The organism is Brevundimonas sp. (genome assembly GCF_036732845.1).
Lineage (GTDB): Bacteria > Pseudomonadota > Alphaproteobacteria > Caulobacterales > Caulobacteraceae > Brevundimonas.
In genome coordinates, this window is record NZ_DAINBO010000002.1 from 71,955 (window position 1) to 89,460 (window position 17,506).

Annotated in this window: 17 protein-coding genes; 3 read left to right on the forward strand and 14 right to left on the reverse strand. The window is 69.2% G+C overall.

Annotated elements, in window-relative coordinates; genetic code table 11:
* Window positions 1-38: 38 nt before the first annotated feature.
* The 8 genes from ccoS to ccoN are packed head-to-tail and all read right to left on the reverse strand — an operon-like array spanning window position 39 to window position 7,695.
* On the reverse strand, window positions 39-203 hold the full coding sequence (gene ccoS, locus V7D63_RS01520) for a cbb3-type cytochrome oxidase assembly protein CcoS (RefSeq protein ID WP_333590487.1): 165 nt from the start codon (window positions 201-203) through the stop codon (window positions 39-41).
* Window positions 200-2,365: a heavy metal translocating P-type ATPase gene (locus V7D63_RS01525; protein WP_333590544.1), complete on the reverse strand. Its 2,166-nt coding sequence runs from the start codon at window positions 2,363-2,365 to the stop codon at window positions 200-202. Before V7D63_RS01525 ends, ccoS begins: the two co-directional genes overlap by 4 nt.
* On the reverse strand, window positions 2,362-2,859 hold the full coding sequence (locus V7D63_RS01530) for a FixH family protein (RefSeq protein WP_333590488.1): 498 nt from the start codon (window positions 2,857-2,859) through the stop codon (window positions 2,362-2,364). The genes V7D63_RS01525 and V7D63_RS01530 overlap by 4 nt, the downstream gene beginning before the upstream one ends.
* Window positions 2,856-4,355, reverse strand: a complete 1,500-nt coding sequence (gene ccoG / locus V7D63_RS01535) for a cytochrome c oxidase accessory protein CcoG (RefSeq protein ID WP_333590489.1) — start codon at window positions 4,353-4,355, stop codon at window positions 2,856-2,858. The genes V7D63_RS01530 and ccoG overlap by 4 nt, the downstream gene beginning before the upstream one ends.
* The gene (gene ccoP / locus V7D63_RS01540; RefSeq protein WP_333590490.1) at window positions 4,352-5,308 is read right to left on the reverse strand and encodes a cytochrome-c oxidase, cbb3-type subunit III; all 957 of its coding nucleotides are present in this window, start codon (window positions 5,306-5,308) and stop codon (window positions 4,352-4,354) included. The genes ccoG and ccoP overlap by 4 nt, the downstream gene beginning before the upstream one ends.
* Entirely contained in the window at window positions 5,292-5,465 is a 174-nt protein-coding gene (locus V7D63_RS01545; protein WP_333590491.1) for a cbb3-type cytochrome c oxidase subunit 3, read from the reverse strand. The genes ccoP and V7D63_RS01545 overlap by 17 nt, the downstream gene beginning before the upstream one ends.
* A complete protein-coding gene (ccoO, locus tag V7D63_RS01550) occupies window positions 5,462-6,199 on the reverse strand; it encodes a cytochrome-c oxidase, cbb3-type subunit II (RefSeq protein ID WP_333590492.1) in 738 nt (245 codons plus the stop codon). Before ccoO ends, V7D63_RS01545 begins: the two co-directional genes overlap by 4 nt.
* 11 nt (window positions 6,200-6,210) lie before the next feature.
* Window positions 6,211-7,695 (reverse strand): cytochrome-c oxidase, cbb3-type subunit I, encoded by a 1,485-nt coding sequence (gene ccoN / locus V7D63_RS01555; protein WP_442882104.1) that lies wholly within the window; start codon window positions 7,693-7,695, stop codon window positions 6,211-6,213.
* 301 nt (window positions 7,696-7,996) lie between these two features.
* Between ccoN and V7D63_RS01560 the strand changes: the two genes are divergently transcribed.
* Window positions 7,997-8,260: a hypothetical protein gene (locus tag V7D63_RS01560; protein ID WP_333590494.1), complete on the forward strand. Its 264-nt coding sequence runs from the start codon at window positions 7,997-7,999 to the stop codon at window positions 8,258-8,260.
* A gap of 19 nt (window positions 8,261-8,279) precedes the next feature.
* On the opposite strand, the gene V7D63_RS01565 is transcribed toward V7D63_RS01560, so the two are convergent.
* The 6 genes from V7D63_RS01565 to V7D63_RS01590 all read right to left on the reverse strand — a co-directional run bounded on the left by V7D63_RS01565 (window position 8,280) and on the right by V7D63_RS01590 (window position 14,133).
* Entirely contained in the window at window positions 8,280-8,963 is a 684-nt protein-coding gene (locus V7D63_RS01565; RefSeq protein ID WP_333590495.1) for a helix-turn-helix domain-containing protein, read from the reverse strand.
* A 137-nt stretch (window positions 8,964-9,100) separates the two neighbouring features.
* Window positions 9,101-9,754 carry an OmpW/AlkL family protein gene (locus V7D63_RS01570; RefSeq protein ID WP_333590496.1) on the reverse strand — a complete coding sequence of 218 codons (654 nt, stop codon included), beginning with the start codon at window positions 9,752-9,754 and terminating at the stop codon, window positions 9,101-9,103.
* Window positions 9,755-9,861: 107 nt separating this feature from the next.
* On the reverse strand, window positions 9,862-11,247 hold the full coding sequence (gene hemN / locus V7D63_RS01575; protein ID WP_333590497.1) for an oxygen-independent coproporphyrinogen III oxidase: 1,386 nt from the start codon (window positions 11,245-11,247) through the stop codon (window positions 9,862-9,864).
* Window positions 11,234-11,377, reverse strand: a complete 144-nt coding sequence (cydX, locus tag V7D63_RS01580) for a cytochrome bd-I oxidase subunit CydX (RefSeq protein ID WP_333590498.1) — start codon at window positions 11,375-11,377, stop codon at window positions 11,234-11,236. Before cydX ends, hemN begins: the two co-directional genes overlap by 14 nt.
* Window positions 11,378-11,397: 20 nt before the next feature.
* Entirely contained in the window at window positions 11,398-12,546 is a 1,149-nt protein-coding gene (cydB, locus tag V7D63_RS01585; RefSeq protein WP_333590499.1) for a cytochrome d ubiquinol oxidase subunit II, read from the reverse strand.
* Window positions 12,547-12,570: 24 nt separating this feature from the next.
* Entirely contained in the window at window positions 12,571-14,133 is a 1,563-nt protein-coding gene (locus V7D63_RS01590; protein WP_333590545.1) for a cytochrome ubiquinol oxidase subunit I, read from the reverse strand.
* Between the two features lie 127 nt (window positions 14,134-14,260).
* On the opposite strand from V7D63_RS01590, the gene cydD reads away from it, so the two are divergent.
* Window positions 14,261-15,865, forward strand: a complete 1,605-nt coding sequence (gene cydD, locus V7D63_RS01595) for a thiol reductant ABC exporter subunit CydD (RefSeq protein WP_333590500.1) — start codon at window positions 14,261-14,263, stop codon at window positions 15,863-15,865.
* Window positions 15,862-17,502, forward strand: a complete 1,641-nt coding sequence (locus tag V7D63_RS01600) for an amino acid ABC transporter ATP-binding/permease protein (protein WP_333590501.1) — start codon at window positions 15,862-15,864, stop codon at window positions 17,500-17,502. The genes cydD and V7D63_RS01600 overlap by 4 nt, the downstream gene beginning before the upstream one ends.
* Window positions 17,503-17,506: the final 4 nt, after the last annotated feature.

Below are 17,506 nucleotides of genomic sequence, written 5' to 3' on the forward strand. Positions count from 1 at the left end.
CGGGCCTGCGCCGGAATCGGCGGACAGGGCGGACCCTATCACGCAGGCGGCGGCGGGGCGTCGTCGGCGTCGTCCATCAGCACCCGTTCGGCGGCGCCGCGCATATCCTCATACTGGCCGCCCTTGAGGCTCCACAGGAAGGCGGCGACGGCCGCGATGCCCAGCGCCAGGGAGATCGGGGCCAGAAGGACGATGATGTTCATCGCCGCACCCACAGGCGCAGGGCGTTCAACGTCACGATCAGGGACGAGGCCGACATGGCGATGGCCGCGACGAACGGATTGACCAGGCCCAGCATGGCGGCGGGCGCCGCGAACAGGTTGTAGATCCCCGCGAAGCCGAAATTCTCGCGCACCCGTCCGCGCGCCGCCCTTGCCGTGCGGATGGCGTCGACGACGGGGAACAGGGTCTCGCCGGTCAGCACCAGATCGGCGGCGTTCTGGCTGGCCTCCAGGGCCGTGCCGGGGGCGACGGCCGCGTGGGCGCGCGCCAGGGCGGCGGCATCGTTCAGCCCGTCGCCGACCATCAACACACGCCGCCCCTCGGCCTTCAGTCCGTCGATGACGGCGGCCTTGTCCTGGGGCGTCTGTCCGGCGCGGAAACGGTCGATCCCCGCCTCGGCGGCGATGCGGCTGACCGGTCCCTCGCGGTCGCCCGACAGCACCTCGACCGGCAGGCCCATGGCCTTGAGCGCCGCGACCGTGACGGCGGCGTCGGGACGGATGACGTCGGAGAAGACGAAGCGGGTCTTGGGTCCGTCGTCGAAGCCGAACCACAGCTCGGTCTCGGCGTGATCCGTCTGCGGCGCGCCGACGAAGGCGGCCCGGCCCAGCCGCGCGGGGCGGCCGTCGATCAGGCCGCTGACGCCCTGCCCCGCCGTCTCGACCACCGAGGCGGCGACGGCGCCCGATCCGGCCGCGCGTGTCAGGGCCTTGGCCAGCGGGTGGCTGGAGGCGCGGGCCAGGGGCGCGGCCTGGGTCAGCATGGCATGACCGCGCACCAGGGCCGGACGCCCCTCGGTCAGGACGCCGGTCTTGTCGAAGACCACATGGTCGATCTGGGCCAGCCGCTCCAGCGCGGCGCCGGACTTGACCAGCACGCCCTTGCGGAACAACCGCCCGCTGGCGGCCACCAGAACCGCCGGAACGGCCAGGCCCAGGGCGCACGGACAGGTGATGATCAGCAGGGCCGCCGCCCGGATCAGCGCCTCGCGCGGTCCCAGACCGAAGGCCAGCCCGCCCAGGAAGGTCGCCGCCGCCAGGCTGTGCACCACCGGCACATAGACGGCCGCCGCCTTGTCGGCCCATCGCACATAGGCCGAGCGCGACTGGGTCCCCGCCTCGACCAGCCGCGCGATGGCGGCCAGGGCGGAATCCTCGGATCGGGCCTCGGCGCGCAGGGTCAAAAGGCCGGTCAGATTGACCGCGCCCGCGCGGCACAGGTCGCCCTCGACCAGGAGCAGAGGCGCGCTTTCGCCGGTCAGCAGGCTGGCGTCCAGCGTCGAACGGCCTTCGACCACCACGGCGTCGACCGGAATGCGCTCGCCCGGCCGCACGCGCAGCAGGTCGCCCGGCGCGATCTCCGACACCGGAACGGCGGCTTCTTCGCCCTGGGCGTTCAGCCGTTGCGCCGCCCGCGCCTGAAGCGCCAGCAGATCGCCCGCCGCGCCCCGCGCCCGCGCCCGCAGCACATGGTCCAGATAGCGCCCGATCAGCAGCAGGAAGAGCAGCGACACGGCCGCGTCGAAATAGGCGTCCCGGCCGCCCAGGAAGGATTCGATGAAGCTGATGACCAGGGTCAGAATGACGCCGATCGAGATCGGCACGTCCATATTGGCCCGCCCAGCCCTCAGCGACCGCCAAGCCGACTGGAAGAAGGTCATGCCCGCGAACAGGGCGCAGGGCGCGCCGACGATGGCCGACAGCCACATCATCAGGCCGCGCGTCGCCGGACCCAGCTCCTGTCCGAACAGCCCGGCCCACAGGGGGACCGAGAACATCATGGCGTTCATGGCGCCGAAGCCCGCCACGCCCAGGGCCACCAGCAGGCGGCGGCCCTCGCGGTCCACCTGTTTGCGGCCCGCCGCGGGGTCGAAAGGGGTGACGCCGTAGCCCAGCCGCTCCACCGCCGCCACGACCCGTCCGGCCTGGACCTCGCGTCCGGCCAGGGTCACGGCCAGCCGTCCGGTCGACAGGTTCAGCCGCGCCGTCTCGACGCCGGGCATGGCCGACAGCTCACGTTCGATCTTGGAGATGCACCCGGCGCAGCGCGCGCCGGTGACCAACAGGTCCAGGCCCCGCCGCCCGTGCTCCAGCGGACGCAGGAAGGCGCTCATGTCGCGGCCGGAAGCCGCGTCCAGGGTCATCGCCAAATCAGCCTCCGCTCGGCGACGAAGTCTCGACCCTGATCGTCGGCGCTCTCGATGCGGACGTCCCAGGCGCCGTTCAATCCGTCGCGCCGGACCTCGTACTGGCCGGGCGCCGTCTCGGTCAGGGTCAGACGCATGGCTCCTTGTTCGGTGGCCGGCCGTTGCAGCAGAGCCGACGGCTTCAGCCCGGTCACGGGGCTTCCCTCGCGGTCGCGCATCCACAGCACCAGCATGCCCGGCCGCGCCTCTGTCGCCGCGCGCCAGCCCAGCGCCTGCTGGTCCCGGAACCGCTTGATCTCGGCGTTGTACAGCAAGCCGGTCTCATACGGCTTGGCCGCCACCTGGCCCGGATGCGTCCGATAGGCCAGGGTCAGGAACACGCCGTCGACGGCGATCACCACGGCGAAGAAGCCGACGACCATCGCGGCCACGTGCCAGCCCTTGATGACGAAGCCGGAAGGCCGATCCTCGGTCTGGGTCTTGGCGGTCATCGCTCGGCGTCTCCATAGTCGAAGGCGGTGGGAAGGGTCTCGCGTTCGCGTCCGGCGCTGATGTCGAACACCGCCTGCTGAGGACCGCCGACGCCTTCGGCCGGCTCCGGCGCGGTGACGAAGACGCGCACGGGCGTGACCTGATTGGGTTTGACGTCGAAGATCAGGGTCTGGCCCCCGGCGCGGCCGGGGCTGCTTAAGACCGTCCCCTCGGGACCCGAGAAGCGCACCTTGACCTGGGCGTCGTCGAAACCGCGATTGGCGATCTTCAACGTATAGCCGTTGCGCACCGAACCGTCGTGCAGGACGACATAGGTCGGATTGCGGTCGCGCAGGGCGTGGACGCCGATCAACGTCCGCTGGCTGAACCCCCACAGCATCAGCCCCGACACCACGACCACCGCCACGGCGTAATAGAGCGTGCGGGGCCGCACCAGCTTGTGCTGGACCGGACGGCCGCAGGCGCGGGCGGCCACGGCGGCGTCGGTGTCATAGGCGATCAGGCCGCGCGGGCGGCCGACCTTGTCCATCATGGTGTCGCAGGCGTCGATGCACAGACCGCAGTTGATGCACTCCATCTGGGCGCCGTCGCGGATGTCGATGCCCATGGGGCAGACGACCACGCACTGGTTGCAGTCGATGCAGTCGCCGCGGCCTTCCCAGCCGGTTCCCTTCTTGTGCGGCCCGCGCGGTTCGCCCCGATCGTAGCGATAGGTGACCTGGAAGGACTGGTCGTCCAGCATGGCCCCCTGGATGCGCGGCCAGGGGCACATATAGGTGCAGACCTGCTCGCGCATGTAGCCGGCGAAGACATAGGTGGTGAAGGTCAGGATGGCGCACGAAATATAGGCCGTCATCGGCCCGGTCCCGACCCAGAAGGTGCGGATCAGGGTCGGCGCGTCGTGGAAGTAGAAGATCCAGGCCCCGCCCGTGCCGAAGGCGACGCCCAGCCAGACGGCGTGCTTGCCGACCTTGCGCCACAGCTTGTTGAACGACCACGGCGCGGCGTCCAGGCGCATCCGCGCGTTGCGGTCGCCCTCGAACATCCGTTCGACGTAGATGTACAGGTCCGTCCAGACAGTCTGCGGGCAGGCGTAGCCGCACCACAACCGGCCGAACAACGCCGTGGTCAGGAACAGGGCCAGGGCCGCCAGCACCAACAGGCCGGTGATGAAATAGACCTCCTGGGGCCAGAGCTGGATCCAGAAGAAGTAGAAGCGTCGCCCGGCGAAATCGACCAACACCGCCTGATCCGGCAGGTCGCCCGGACGATCCCAGCGGATCCACGGCGTGATGTAGTAGATCGCCAGCATGACGATCAGCAGCGCCCATTTGATCATGCGCCAGCGGCCGTGGACCAGCTTGGGATAGATCGGCACCCGGGCCTGGTAGAGACCCTTGGGCTTGGCCTTTTCGCGCTGTTGCTCGGCGATTGAGACCGCACCCGCCTCACCGGCGGGCGGTTTCGGCTTGGTGCGGTCGATCAGGGTGGTCATCGGGTCGGCGCGGCCTCGACTGCGGCGGCCTGGGCCGAGGCCGTTTGCACGGCCGCGGGGACGACGGCGGTCGGATGCGAATCCCCGGCCGAGTTGGCGTGGACGTAAACGGCCAACGCCTTGATCACGCCAGGCGAGAAGCGGCCTTCCCAGGTCGGCATGACGCCGCCGCGGCCGTTGTGGATCTGGGCCGCGATGGATTCGCGATCCGAACCATACAACCACTCGCGATCCGTCAGATCGGGCGCGCCCTGCGCCCGATCGCCGGTTCCGGCCGCCCCATGGCAGGCGGCGCAGTTGTCGGCGTAGAGCTGGGCCGCGCGGCCCACGGCGGCGCGATCCGCCTGACGCCCCGACAGGGCAACGACATATTCGTTCAGGTCGCCGACCTGTCTTTGGTCCAACATGCCGTCACGGCCGAAGGCGGGCATCTGCGACGTGCGGGTCTGGGCGTGGCCCGAGCGGATGCCGACGCGGATGGTGTGTTCGATCTCGTCAAGCGACCCGCCCCACAGCCAGACGTCGTCGCGCAGGTTGGGATAGCCCTTGGCCCCGCCGCCGCCCGCGCCGTGGCAGGTGGCGCAGTTGTCGCCGAAGACCGAGGCCCCGACGGCCATCGCATGGGCCTGCAGCTCCGGGTCGGCCTCGATCTGTTGCAGACTGGCGGTCTGCAACTCCACCTCATTGGCCCCGCGTTGGGCCTGCAAGGCCCGCAGCTCCTGGGCCACATTGGCGCGGTCGGACTGTTTCAGCACGCCCGGCGTATAGCCGTTGATGCCCGGCCAGGCCGGCATCAGCACCCAATAGCCGATCGAGAAGGCGATGCTGGCGTAGAAGACCCACAGCCACCAGCGCGGCAGCGGGTTGTCCAGTTCCTTGATGCCGTCCCACTCATGCCCGGTCGTTTCGACGCCGGAGTGGTCGTCGCGTTCACGCTCAGACGTGTTCGTCATGGTCATCCTCGAGGGGGAGTTGCGACATCCGGCGGAAGGTCTCGCGACGCGACGGCCACAGGGCGTAGGTCAGCCCCGCGAAGAAGATGGCGCCGAAATAAAGAGTGCCGGCCTGTTGGGCGAAACGGGCCACGGTTTCATAGTCCAGACCGGTCACCGCAGGTTCTCCGGGCTTTCGGCCTGATAGGTGCGGAAGTCGACCATCGTGCCCAGCACCTGCAGATAGGCGATCAGGGCGTCCAGCTTGGTCAGTCGGGTCGGATCGCCGTCGAAGTCGCCCTGATTGACGCGCGCGTCATAGCGACGGCGCAGGTCCGACGTCTGGCTGGCGTAGGGATCGACCTGGGCCAGCAGATCGGCTTCGGCGTTGGCGATCTGGTCGTTCGTATAGGGAACGCCGACGGCGCGCATGGCTTGCAGCTTGGCCCGAATGGCGTGCCGGTCCAGATCCTGCTCCGCCAGGAAGCGATACGGCGGCATGTTGGATTCCGGCACGACGGCGCGCGGATTGATCAGGTGATCGCGGTGCCAGTCGTTGGAGTATTTGCCGCCGACGCGGGCCAGGTCCGGCCCGGTGCGCTTGGACCCCCATTGGAACGGGTGGTCGTACATGCTCTCGGCCGCCAGGCTGTAGTGGCCGTAGCGTTCGACCTCGTCGCGCAGCGGACGGATCATCTGCGAGTGGCAGTTGTAGCAGCCCTCGGAGATGTAGATGTCGCGCCCGGCCAGCTCCAGCGGCGTGTAGGGACGCACGCCCTCCACCTCTTCGATGGTGCTCTCGACCCAGAACAGGGGCGCGATCTCGATCAGGCCGCCGATCGACACAGTGACGACGATGCCGATGATCAGCCAAAGCGAGTGGCGTTCAAACTTCTCATGCTTCTTCCACATGGGTGCGATCCTCACTCGGCCGGCTGAAGCTGGGGCGGGATCGTCGACGACGGCACGCTCGCGTCAGCGCGAGACGGCATCCGAACGGTGCGCCACAGGTTGTAGGACATGATCACCGTGCCGGTCAGGAACATCAGGCCGCCGATGGTGCGGATGACGTTCTCGACGTGTTTGGCGGCGACCGTTTCGATGAAGCTGTTGGCCAGGAAGCCGTCGGGCGTGTACTCGCGCCACATCAGGCCCTCCATGATGCCGGAGACCCACATCGCGGTGATGTAGAGCAGGATGCCGGTGGTCGCGATCCAGAAATGCCACTCGACCAGGGCGTTGGAATACAGCCGGTCCTTCTTCCACAACCAGGGCACCAGGCAGTAGACGGCGCCGAAGCTGATGAAGCCGACCCAGCCCAGGGCGCCGGAGTGCACGTGGCCGACGGTCCAGTCGGTGTAGTGCGACAGGGCGTTGACCGTCCGAATGGACATCAGCGGTCCCTCGAAGGTCGACATGCCGTAGAAGGCGATGGCCACGACCATCATGCGGACGACGGGGTCGGTGCGCAGCTTGTCCCAGGCGCCCGACAGCGTCATCAGCCCGTTGATCATGCCGCCCCACGACGGCATCCACAGCATGATCGAGAACGTCATGCCCAGGGTCTGCGCCCACTGCGGCAGGGCCGTGAAATGCAGGTGGTGCGGACCCGCCCAGATGTAGATGAAGATCAGCGACCAGAAGTGGACGATCGACAGGCGGTAGGAATAGACCGGCCGCTCCACGCGCTTGGGCACGAAATAGTACATCATCCCCAGGAAGCCGGCGGTCAGGAAGAAGCCGACGGCGTTGTGGCCGTACCACCATTGGGTCAGAGCGTCCTGGACGCCCGCGAAGGCGGAATAGCTGCGCGCTTCCAGCAAGCCCACCGGGACGGCGGCGTTGTTCACCAGGTGCAGCACCGCGATGGTGATGATGAAGGCCAGATAGAACCAGTTGGCGACGTAGATGTGCGGCTCGCGGCGCTTCCACAGCGTGCCCAGGAAGACCAGCAGATAGGCGACCCAGACGATGGTCAGCCACAGGTCCACATACCATTCCGGTTCGGCGTACTCCCGCGACTGGGTGATGCCGGCGACATAGCCGGTCGCCGCCAGGACGATGAACGCCTGGTAGCCCCAGAAGACGAACCAGGGCCAGACCCCGCCAGCCAGCCGCGCCTTGGTCGTGCGCTGCACCACCCAGAAGGAGGTGCAGATCAGGGCGTTGCCGCCGAAGGCGAAGACGACGCCCGAGGTGTGCAGAGGCCGAAGTCGGCCGAAGTTCAACCAACCCGCCTCGGGGAAGTAGAGCTGGTTCGGCCACGACAATTGGGCCGCGATGAACACCCCGACCGCCATGCCGATCACGCCCCAGAACATGGTCGCGATCACCCCGGCGCGAATGACGCCGTCGGCGTATTTCGACTGATCAGACCGGAAGGCGTCGTTCGACACGCCGATGGTCATGGCCGACAGGGCCAGCACGGCCAGGGCGGTCATGATGTAGCCGTGGAACCGGAAGGCCGGATCGTCGGTGAAGGCCGTGCCGAGCAAGGCCAATACGGCTATGCCCGCGACGGTCAGGAACAGGGCGACGACATCGGTCGGCGTCTTGTCCTCTATGGCGGCGGTGGTCTGCATCTGTCGTGCGATCCCCTCGAAAGCGATTGAAACCGCCATTGCCCGACTCGCGCCCGCCGCTCTTTGACCTGGCGCAATGCCGCCGTCGAAGGCGTCGTGCAGAGGTGTCCGCCATTAGGAGGACCGCATGGATTCGCTGACCGTTCAGGAACGTCGACTCGTCGCCGGCGCGGTGGCGGTGTTGGGGCTGACCTTGTCCGTGTGCGGCGCCGTCGCGACCCAGATCGCGGTCGAACACATGGCGCGCGACGCCGCGATCTGCGGCCCGCTGAACGGACATTGCGGTTGGTGCTATGGCGCGGCCGGACTGATCATCGCCGCCGTGGCCGCGTTCGGCTTGGCGGCGCGGCTCGGCTGGTCGAAAGCTCGGGCGGCGGCGCGCGCCGCCTGACCGTTCAGGCCCGGATCGTTCAGGCGCAGAGCGTCTCCAGACACTCGCGGCGCAGCAGACGGATATGGCGGCTTGACCGGGCCTCGATCAGGCCGCGTTCCTGCATCTGCGACAGGGTCCGCGACACCGTGTGGATGGTCATGCCCAGATAGTCGGCGATGTCCTGACGGGTCATGGGCAGGTCGAAGGCCTCGTCATCGCCGATCCGCGCCGCGAACTCGACCAGGAAGGCCGCGACGCGCTCGGCGGCGCTGAGGCGGGCCAGGATCATGGCGTGGTCTTCGCTGCGCCGGAACGCCTGGATCGAGACGCGCCACAGGGCCTGGGCCAGGCCCGCCTCGCGGGCGGCGCGGGCCGACAGCTCCTTGCGCTCCACGGCCGCGGCCTCGACCGGAGTCAGGGCCTCGGCGGTCACGGCGTGTTCGACGCCCGCCTCCAGCCCCAGGAAATCGCCCGGCAGATGGAAGCCCGAGACCTGGCGACGACCGTCGCTCAGAATGCGATAGCTGATCACCGCCCCCGAAACGATGCGATACACCAACCGGGCCGCGTCCCCCTGGCGGAACAGGCAGTCGCCGGGCTGGAAGGGGGAACGGGGCGCCGCAGCCGCGCCGACAAAGGCCGTGCGAAGCGCCTGCTCGTCCACCGTGACCGCGGTCTCGAAGACGGGCGTGAAGTCGTCGGCTTGACGTTGGGCCTGCATCGCGAAATCCCCTGTGGCGATGCGGGAGGCATAGTCTCCGTCCGCGGACACGCCATTCAGGAGGCGCCCCTAAGGGAAAATACGGAGGCGGCGGGAACGGCCCCCAAAGACACCCGCTCCCGCCGCCCTGCCTCAGGTCAGAATTTGCGACCAATCCCGACCGAGACGACCCAGGGGTCCAGATCGACGCTGCTCTTCAACGCGCCGGCGTTGATGTTCGCATCGGTGTTGAACCAGACTTTCTTGACGTCGAAATTCAGGCTCCACGGCCCGTGCAGGCCGACGTCGGCGCCCGCTTGCAGCGCCCAGCCGACGCCGTTGTCCAGATCGACCTTGAACCCGTTCTTGTCCTCGCCGCTGTAGAACAGCATGGCGTTGACCCCGGCGCCGACGTAGGGGCTGAAATTGCCCTCAGTGAGCGGGCGATACTGCACCGTCACCACCGGCGGCAGGACCCAGGTCTCGTGCACGGCCACGTCGGTGGCGCCGCCCTGAGCGCGAATCTCATGCTGGGTCGTGCCCAGGATGGCTTCGACCGCGATGTGGTCGGTGAAGAAATAGGTGAAGCCCAGCGTCGGCTTCAGATCGTCGGACACATCGACCTTCAGGCCGGTGGCCGCGCCGGCCGAGGTCAGGATGGCGTCTTCCGTGGTCGGCGCCACATCGGTGATCCGGCCCGTGACGATCCAGTCGCCGGCGCGCGGCGGCTGCCAGCTCGTGGTCTGGGCCTGGGCGGCGCCCGCCAACATGACGGTCGCGGCGGTGATCAGAAGCGCGGTCTTGGCTTTCATCGTAGTCATCCCCGACGACGAAAACGCCCCATGCGCCGCGTCGTCGAGGGGGGTGTGCGCCGCCTCCGCGCGGCCCGCATTGCTCTACCTCAAAAGCGGCGCGGCGGTCAGATGACCTTGGCGTGCCGCCCTTCCGAGGCCTGCAACAGCGGATCGAACACGGCGGCCACGGCGCGCACGAACGGCGCGCCGCGCGGGGTCATGCGCACGCTTGATCCCGCCAGTTCGATCAGGCCGTCGGCCGCGAACCGGTCCAGGGCGGGACGGACCACGGCGACATCTCCGGCCGCTCGTCCATGGCGTTCGGCGACCGCATCGACGTCGACGACGAAGTCGCACATCAGCCGTTCGATCAACTCGGCCACGAACAGGTCGCGCGGCGTCAGGGCGACGCCGCGCACGACGGGCAGCCGTCCCTGGGCCACGGCGGCGCGCCAGTCGCGCTCGACCGTCGCATTCTGCGCATACAGCCCCGGCGCCCGCGAGATCGACGACGCGCCCAGGCCGATCAGCACCTCGGCCGTGTCGGTGGTGTAGCCCTGGAAATTGCGGCGCAGACGCCCGGCCTGGTCGGCGGCGGCCATGTCGTCGTGCGGCAGGGCGAAATGGTCCAGGCCGATGGGACGCCAGCCCTTGTCCACCAGTCGGTCATGCGCGGCCCGGCTCATGGCGAACCGCGCCAGCGGCCCGCCCAGGGCGGCCTCGTCGATCAGCTTCTGATGCGGCTTCATCCACGGCACATGGGCGTAGCCGAACAGGGCCAGCCGTTCCGGCCGCAGGGTGGTGACCCGGTCCAGCGTCGCCAGCACCTCGTCCACGCCCTGGTGCGGAAGGCCGTACATCAGGTCCAGGTTCAGCGAGAAGACGCCGACCGCGCGCAACGCCTCGGCCGCCGCCTCGATGGTCTCGAACCGCTCGGGCCGGTTCACGGCGGCCTGAACGACCGGCGACAGGTCCTGCACCCCCAGGCTGGCCCGCGTCAGGCCCAGCGACCCGGCCATGTCGATCCATTCCGGGGTCAGCACCTCGGGGTCCAGTTCGGCCGCGAACTCGGTCAGGCCCGACAGGTCAAAGCGTTGCGACAGACCGTCGATCAGGGTGCGCAGCACCTCGGGCGGCAACATATTGGGCGTGCCTCCGCCCAGGTGCAGGGCGGCGATGCGCGGCCGCTCGCCCGCCGCCGCGATCGCCAGATCGGCCTCCCGCAGCACCAGATCGACATAGGAGACCATGGGGTCGACCCGGTTCATCGCCCGGGTGTTGCAGCCGCAATACCAGCACAGCCGCTTGCAGAAGGGGATGTGCACATACAACGACGCCGGGCGGCTCCAGTCCGCGGCGGCCAGGCTTCGCGTCCAATCGGTCTCGCCCACGGCCGGCGTGAATTGAGCCGCCGTGGGATAGCTGGTGTAGCGCGGCACATTGGCGTCGTAGCGGACGATCAGGTCCGCCAGGTCGGGCCACAGGCCGCCTTCGGGATCAGGCGTCGTCATCGCCGCCCGCCTGCGAGAGCGAAGCTCCCGCGTCATCGTCGTCGAACCGACGAAACTCGTGCCACAGGCCGTTCAGAATGCCGAAGGCGACGGCCAGGCCCAGGCCCAGTATCCAGGCGAAATACCACATGGGTCAGTCTCCGCGTCGCGTCAGTACAGGTCGGGATTGGTGCGCAGCGCCGCCGTCGTCGAACGGCCCCATAGCACCCGATAGACCCAGGCCGTGTAGATCAGGATCAAAGGCAGGAAGATCGCCGTCACAATCAGCATGACGAACAGGGTCAGATGGCTGGACGAGGCGTTCCAGACCGTCAGGCTGGACTGGGCGTCGATCGAGCTGGGCAGGATGAAGGGGAACATCGACAGGCCGACGGTCGCGATGATCCCCAGCGCCGACGCCGACGAGCCGCCGAAGGCCAGAGGCTCGCTGCGCCGCCACAGGCCCAGCAAGGCCGCCGCCGCGCCCAGGAAGCCCAGAGCCGGGGCCAGCATCATCCAGGGATAGCGGCCGTAGTTGTCCAGCCAGGCGCCCGGCGCGGCCTGAACCGCGGTGCGCAGCGGATTGGAGAAGCCGTTGACGTCCAGCGCGCCGGTGATGCGGAAACCCAGGTCGCCGAAAGCCGCGGCCAGACCGCCCGCCGCGAACAGCGCCAGGCTGAGCAAGGCCGCGACCGTGCCGATGGCCCGCGCCCGATCCGCGACCGGCCCGCGCTCAGCCTTCAGGCCCAGCCAGGCGGCGCCGTGCAACACCAGCATCGACACCGACAACAGGCCGCACAGCAGGCTGAAGGGCGTGAACAGGCCCAGCAGCGTTCCCTCATAGAAGGCCCTGAGGTCGCTATCCAATCGGAAGGGCACGCCGATCAGGACGTTGCCGACTGCCACGCCGAACACCAGGGCGGGCACGAAGCCGCTGATGAACAGGCACCCATCCCAGAAACGCCGCCAGGCCGCCTGGGGCCGTTTAGACCGGTATTTGAACGCCACCGGCCGCAGGATCAGCGCCGACAGCACCAGATACATGGCCAGATAGAAGCCCGAGAAGCTGACCGCATAGACGAAGGGCCAGGCGGCGAAGATCGCGCCGCCGCCGAGCACGAACCAGACCTGATTGCCTTCCCAGGTGGCGCCGACGGTGTTGATCACCATGCGCCGTTCCTCGTCGGTCTTGGCGACGAAGGGCAAAAGGGCGCCGACGCCCAGGTCGAAGCCGTCGGTCAGGGCGAAGCCGATCAGCAGCACGCCCATCAAGGCCCACCAGATCAGGCGAAGGGTGGCGAAATCGAGAGGCAGTTCCATCTTCGATGTCCTTGATCTGATCGGTCAGACGACGGCCGACGCGTCGGCGTCAGGCGACGAAGCGGCATCGTCGTGCCCGGCGAATGGTCCCTTCTTGATCGCGCGCAGGATCAGCCCGACCTCGACCACCGCCAGGGCGCCGTAGAGCAGGGTGAAGCCGATGATCGTCGTCCACAGTTGGGCCACGGTCAGGCTGGAGGCGCCCAGGAAGGTCGGCAGCACCCCGTCCACCGCCCAGGGCTGGCGGCCATACTCGGCGACGATCCAGCCCAGCTCGATGGCGATCCACGGCAGGGGCAAAGACAACACCGCCGCCCACAGGAACCAGCGCGTCTCATGCTTCCTGAGGGTGCACAGCACGAAGGCGGTGGCGAACAGGGCGATCATGTAAAGGCCGATCCCCGCCATGAACCGGAAGGCCCAGAACAGCACCGGCACATTCGGCACCGTGTTCCAGGCCGCCATGCGAATCTGATCCGGCGTGGCCGTGCGCGGGTCCTCGACGTAACGCCGCAGCAGCAGGCCGTAGCCCAGGTCGTTGCGATGCCGTTCAAACACGGCGCGACTGCCGATGTCGCGCGGATTGTCCTTGATCCGCTCCAGGGCGTCATAGGCGACGACGCCGGATTCGATGCGGTCCTCGGCCACCGCCACCAGCTCCAATATGCCCGACACCTCGCCGTTCAGACTGCGGGTGGCGATCAGGCCCAGGACGTAGGGGACCTTGATCTCATAGTGGGTGTGGCGGTCTTCCAGATTGGGGAAGCCGATGACGGTCAGGCCAGCCGGCGCTGGTTCGGTGCGCCACATGGCCTCGATGGCCGCCAGTTTCATTTTCTGGTTGTCGGTCAGGGCGTAGCCGCTCTCGTCGCCCAGCACGACGACCGACAGGGATGAGGCCAGGCCGAAGGCCGCCGCCACCGTCATCGACCGTTTCGCGAACCCCCGGTGCTTGCCCTTCAGCAGATAGAAGGCCGAGACCCCCAGCACGAACACCGAGGCGCAGACATAACCGGCCGACACCGTGTGCACGAATTTGGCCTGGGCCACCGGATTGAACAGCACGGCCATGAAGTCCACGACCTCCATGCGCATGGTGTCGGGATTGAAGGCCGCCCCGACCGGATTCTGCATCCAGCCGTTGGCGATCAGGATCCACAAGGCCGACAGATTGGTGCCCAGCGCCACCAGGAAGGTCACCAGCAGGTGGACCTGCGGCTTCAGCTTGTCCCAGCCGAAGAACATCAAGCCGACGAAGGTCGCCTCCAGGAAGAAGGCCATCAACCCCTCGATCGCCAGGGGGGCGCCGAAGATGTCGCCGACGTAGTGGCTGTAATAGCTCCAGTTCATGCCGAACTGGAATTCCATGGTCAGACCGGTCGCCACGCCCAGCGCGAAATTGATCCCGAACAGCACGCCCCAGAACCGCGTGATCGTCTTCCAGATCGGCCGCCGGGTCATCACATAGATCGACTCCATGATGACCAGCAGGAACGACAGTCCCAGCGTCAGCGGCACGAACAGGAAGTGGTAGAGCGCCGTCAGCGCGAATTGCAGGCGCGACAGGTCGACGACCGCGAGGTCGATCATGGCTTAGGCTCCTGAGCCGGCTCCGGCGACCGACGTCGGCCCCGCGATTAGGCGCTTCAAACAACAGACGCCTTGATTTCGATCAAGGCTGTAGGGCGCGCAATGGGTGTTTAGAGTGCGACCTATGACCGCCCTCCCCTCGCCCGCCTTCGATCCGAAGCCCTGGCTGCGCGCCTCCGGGCGGACGGCCGCGCGCGACGGGCGGCTGGCCGCCGTATTGGTGGCGTTGGACGTGGTTCCGGCGGCGGCCTTCGCCCTGGGGCTGACGATGACGCTGGCCGCCTATCCGCGCGGTCTGGCGGCCCTGGCGCCGGGTCTGGCGCTGATGATCGCCGCCGTGGTCCTGCGCGGCCTTTTGGCGCACGGGGCCATGGTCATGGGCGGACGGGCGGCGCGAGCGGTGAAGACCCAGGTGCGTGATCGCGTGCTGGCGGGCCTGTTCGCCGGACGATCCGCCCCCCTGTCGGCGGCCAGCGAAGGGGTCGAGGCCCTGGACGGCCACTATTCGCGGTTCGAGCCGGTGCGGCTGGCGGCGACGACGGCGCCTCTGCTGTTGATCGGCTTGGCGGCGTTCGCCAGCCCGTTCGCGGCGGCCATCCTGCTGTTCACCCTGATCCCCTTCGCCCTGGGCATGATGCTGGCGGGCACGGCGGCCGCGAGCGAGAGCCGACGCCAGTTCGCGGCCCTGTCCGCCCTGTCCGGCCTGTTCCTGGACCGGGTGCGCGCCCTGCCTGCCGTCATCGCCTTCCAGGCCCAGGCGCGCACGGCCGAAGAGGTGGCGCGCGGTTCCGACGAACTGCAACGACGGACGGCGCGGGTGCTGCGTGTCGCCTTTCTGTCGTCGGCGGTGCTGGAGTTCTTCTCGGCCCTGTCGGTGGCCCTGGTGGCGGTCTATTGCGGCTTCAACCTGCTGCGTCTGTTGCCCTTTCCGGCGCCCGAGACGCTGGACCTGGGGCGCGCTTTCTTCGTCCTGGCCCTGGCGCCCGAGGTCTATGCGCCGATGCGCCGTCTGGCCGCCGCCTATCATGACCGCCAGGCCGCCGAGGCCGCGACCCCGACCCTGGCCGCCGCCTGCAGTGAACCGGCCGCGACCGCCGTTCCCGCCCTTCTGCTGACGCGCGAACCTTCGATCCAGTTCGAGGGGCTGGCGATCCGCTACGGCGAGGCCGCGCCGGTGCTGGAGGATTTCGATCTGGAGATCCGCCCCGGTCAGTTGATCGCCCTGACCGGTCCCAGCGGCGCGGGCAAGTCCAGTCTGTTGCACGCCCTGATCGGCCTGGCGCCGGTCACGCGCGGCCGCATCTTGATCGAAGGCCGGCCGCTGGACGAGATCGGCGGCCTGGCCGGGCGCGTCGCCTGGGCTGGGCAGGCGCCGATGGTCGTGCCGGGCGCGGTGCGCGACAACATCGCCCTGGCCCAACGCCACGCCACGACGGATCAGGTGACGGCGGCCGCCGTCGCCGCCGGCCTGAACGGCGATCTGGACCGGGTGCTGGACGAACGCGGCGGCGGCCTGTCGGGCGGCGAGCTGCGGCGGCTGGGCCTGGCCCGCGCCTTTCTGAAGGATTCCCCTATCCTGTTGCTGGATGAACCGACCGCCAATCTGGACCGCGAGGCCGAGGCGGCGATGATCGAGACGATCCGTCGCGCCGCCCAGGGCCGCACGACCCTGATCGCCACCCATTCGGCCGCCGTGGCCGCCGTGGCCGACCGCGTGGTGCGGCTGTGAACGTCCGCGACCTGATCCGGGCCGAGATCCGCCGGGAGGCGCCGCGCCTGCGTCTGGCGGCGGCCACGGGGGCGGTGGTGGCGGCCTCGGCCGTGGCCCTGTTGGGAGTGTCGGGCTGGTTCATCACCGGCGCCGCCCTGGCCGGGGCCGCCGGGGCGGCGGCGGTGTCGAGCTTCAACTTCCTGCTGCCCAGCGCGGCCATCCGTCTGTTTGCGGTTCTGCGGACGGGCGGGCGCTATGTCGAACGGGTCGCCGGTCACGAGGCGGCCCTGGCCGCCCTGGCGCGGTTGCGGCCCATCTTGTTCCGCGCCCTGGCCGACGGCCCGCCGCGGCGCGCCCTGGCCCTGTCGGCGGGCGAAGCTTCGGCCCGGCTGGTCGAGGACGTGGAGGCGGTCCAGACCCTGTTCATCCGCCGCTCGGCGGCCTGGGCGATGGGGGCAGGCGCGATCCTGTCGGCGGTCCTGGCGACGACGGCGCATCCCCTGGCCGGGACGGCGGTCCTGGCGGCCATGACGGCGACGGGGGTCGGGACCCTGTTCATGGCCCGGCGCTGGGCCGACCCGGCGGGCGCCCAGGTCCAGGTCGAGACCGGCCGCCTGAAGGCCGAGATCGCCGCGCTTCACGCCGCCGCGCCCGAGTTGAAGGCCTATGGGCTGGAGGTCTGGGCGCGCGACCGGGCGACGCATACGGCCCAGGGGCTGGACGACGCCCGCATGGCGCGGATCGTCGTCGAAGGCCGGATATCGGCCTGGCATGTCCTGTGCCTGGGGGTCGGCGCCGCCTCGGCCTTCGCCGCCGCCGCGATCGGCGGCGCGGAACAGCCGATGGCCGCCCTGGCCGCCCTGGTCGCCGTGACGGGGGTGGAAGCCGCCGGAGGCCTGGCCCAGGCCCTGCTCCAACGCGGAGCGGCCGAGGCGGCGATGGCGCGGTTGGACGATCTGACGGTTCCGGCGCCCGCGACCGGCGAGACGGCGAACGGGGCGACGATCCGCCTGATCCAGACAGACCTGACCCTGACGCCGCCCACCCGGTTGGCCATCGTCGGCCCGTCCGGCGTCGGCAAGACCTCCCTGATCGAACGGCTGATCGGCCTGCGCCCCGCCCTGGACGGCGAGGCCGAGGTCGGCGGCGTGGCATTGGGCGCCCTGGCCCAGCGCCAGGCCACGGCGCTGTTCGCCTATGCGGCCCAGGACGTGCGGCTGATCGACGGCTCCGTGCGCGACAATCTGCGGCTGGCCGATCCCCAGGCTGATGACGCGCGGCTGTGGGCGGCGCTGGAGGATGCAGGCCTGGGCGAGCGGGTGCGGGCCGCGCCCCAGGGCCTGGACCTGGCCGTCGGCGCGAACGGAATGCGGCTGTCCGGGGGTGAACGACGGCGGCTCGGCCTGGCCCGCGCCCTGTTGCGGGACGCGCCCTGGCTGGTGCTGGACGAACCGACGGAAGGCCTGGACGCGGCGACGGAGCGCGGGGTTCTGGATCGTCTCGAAGCCCGACTGAAGACGACCGGCCAGGGGCTGATCATGATCCCTCACCGCCCCGCGCCGCTGGCCCTGTGCGAACAGATCGTCATCGCCAGGGGCATGGACGCCGACGGCCGTCTGTCGCTGGCGGTCGAGACCCGGAAGGTCCCGGCCTAGGGTC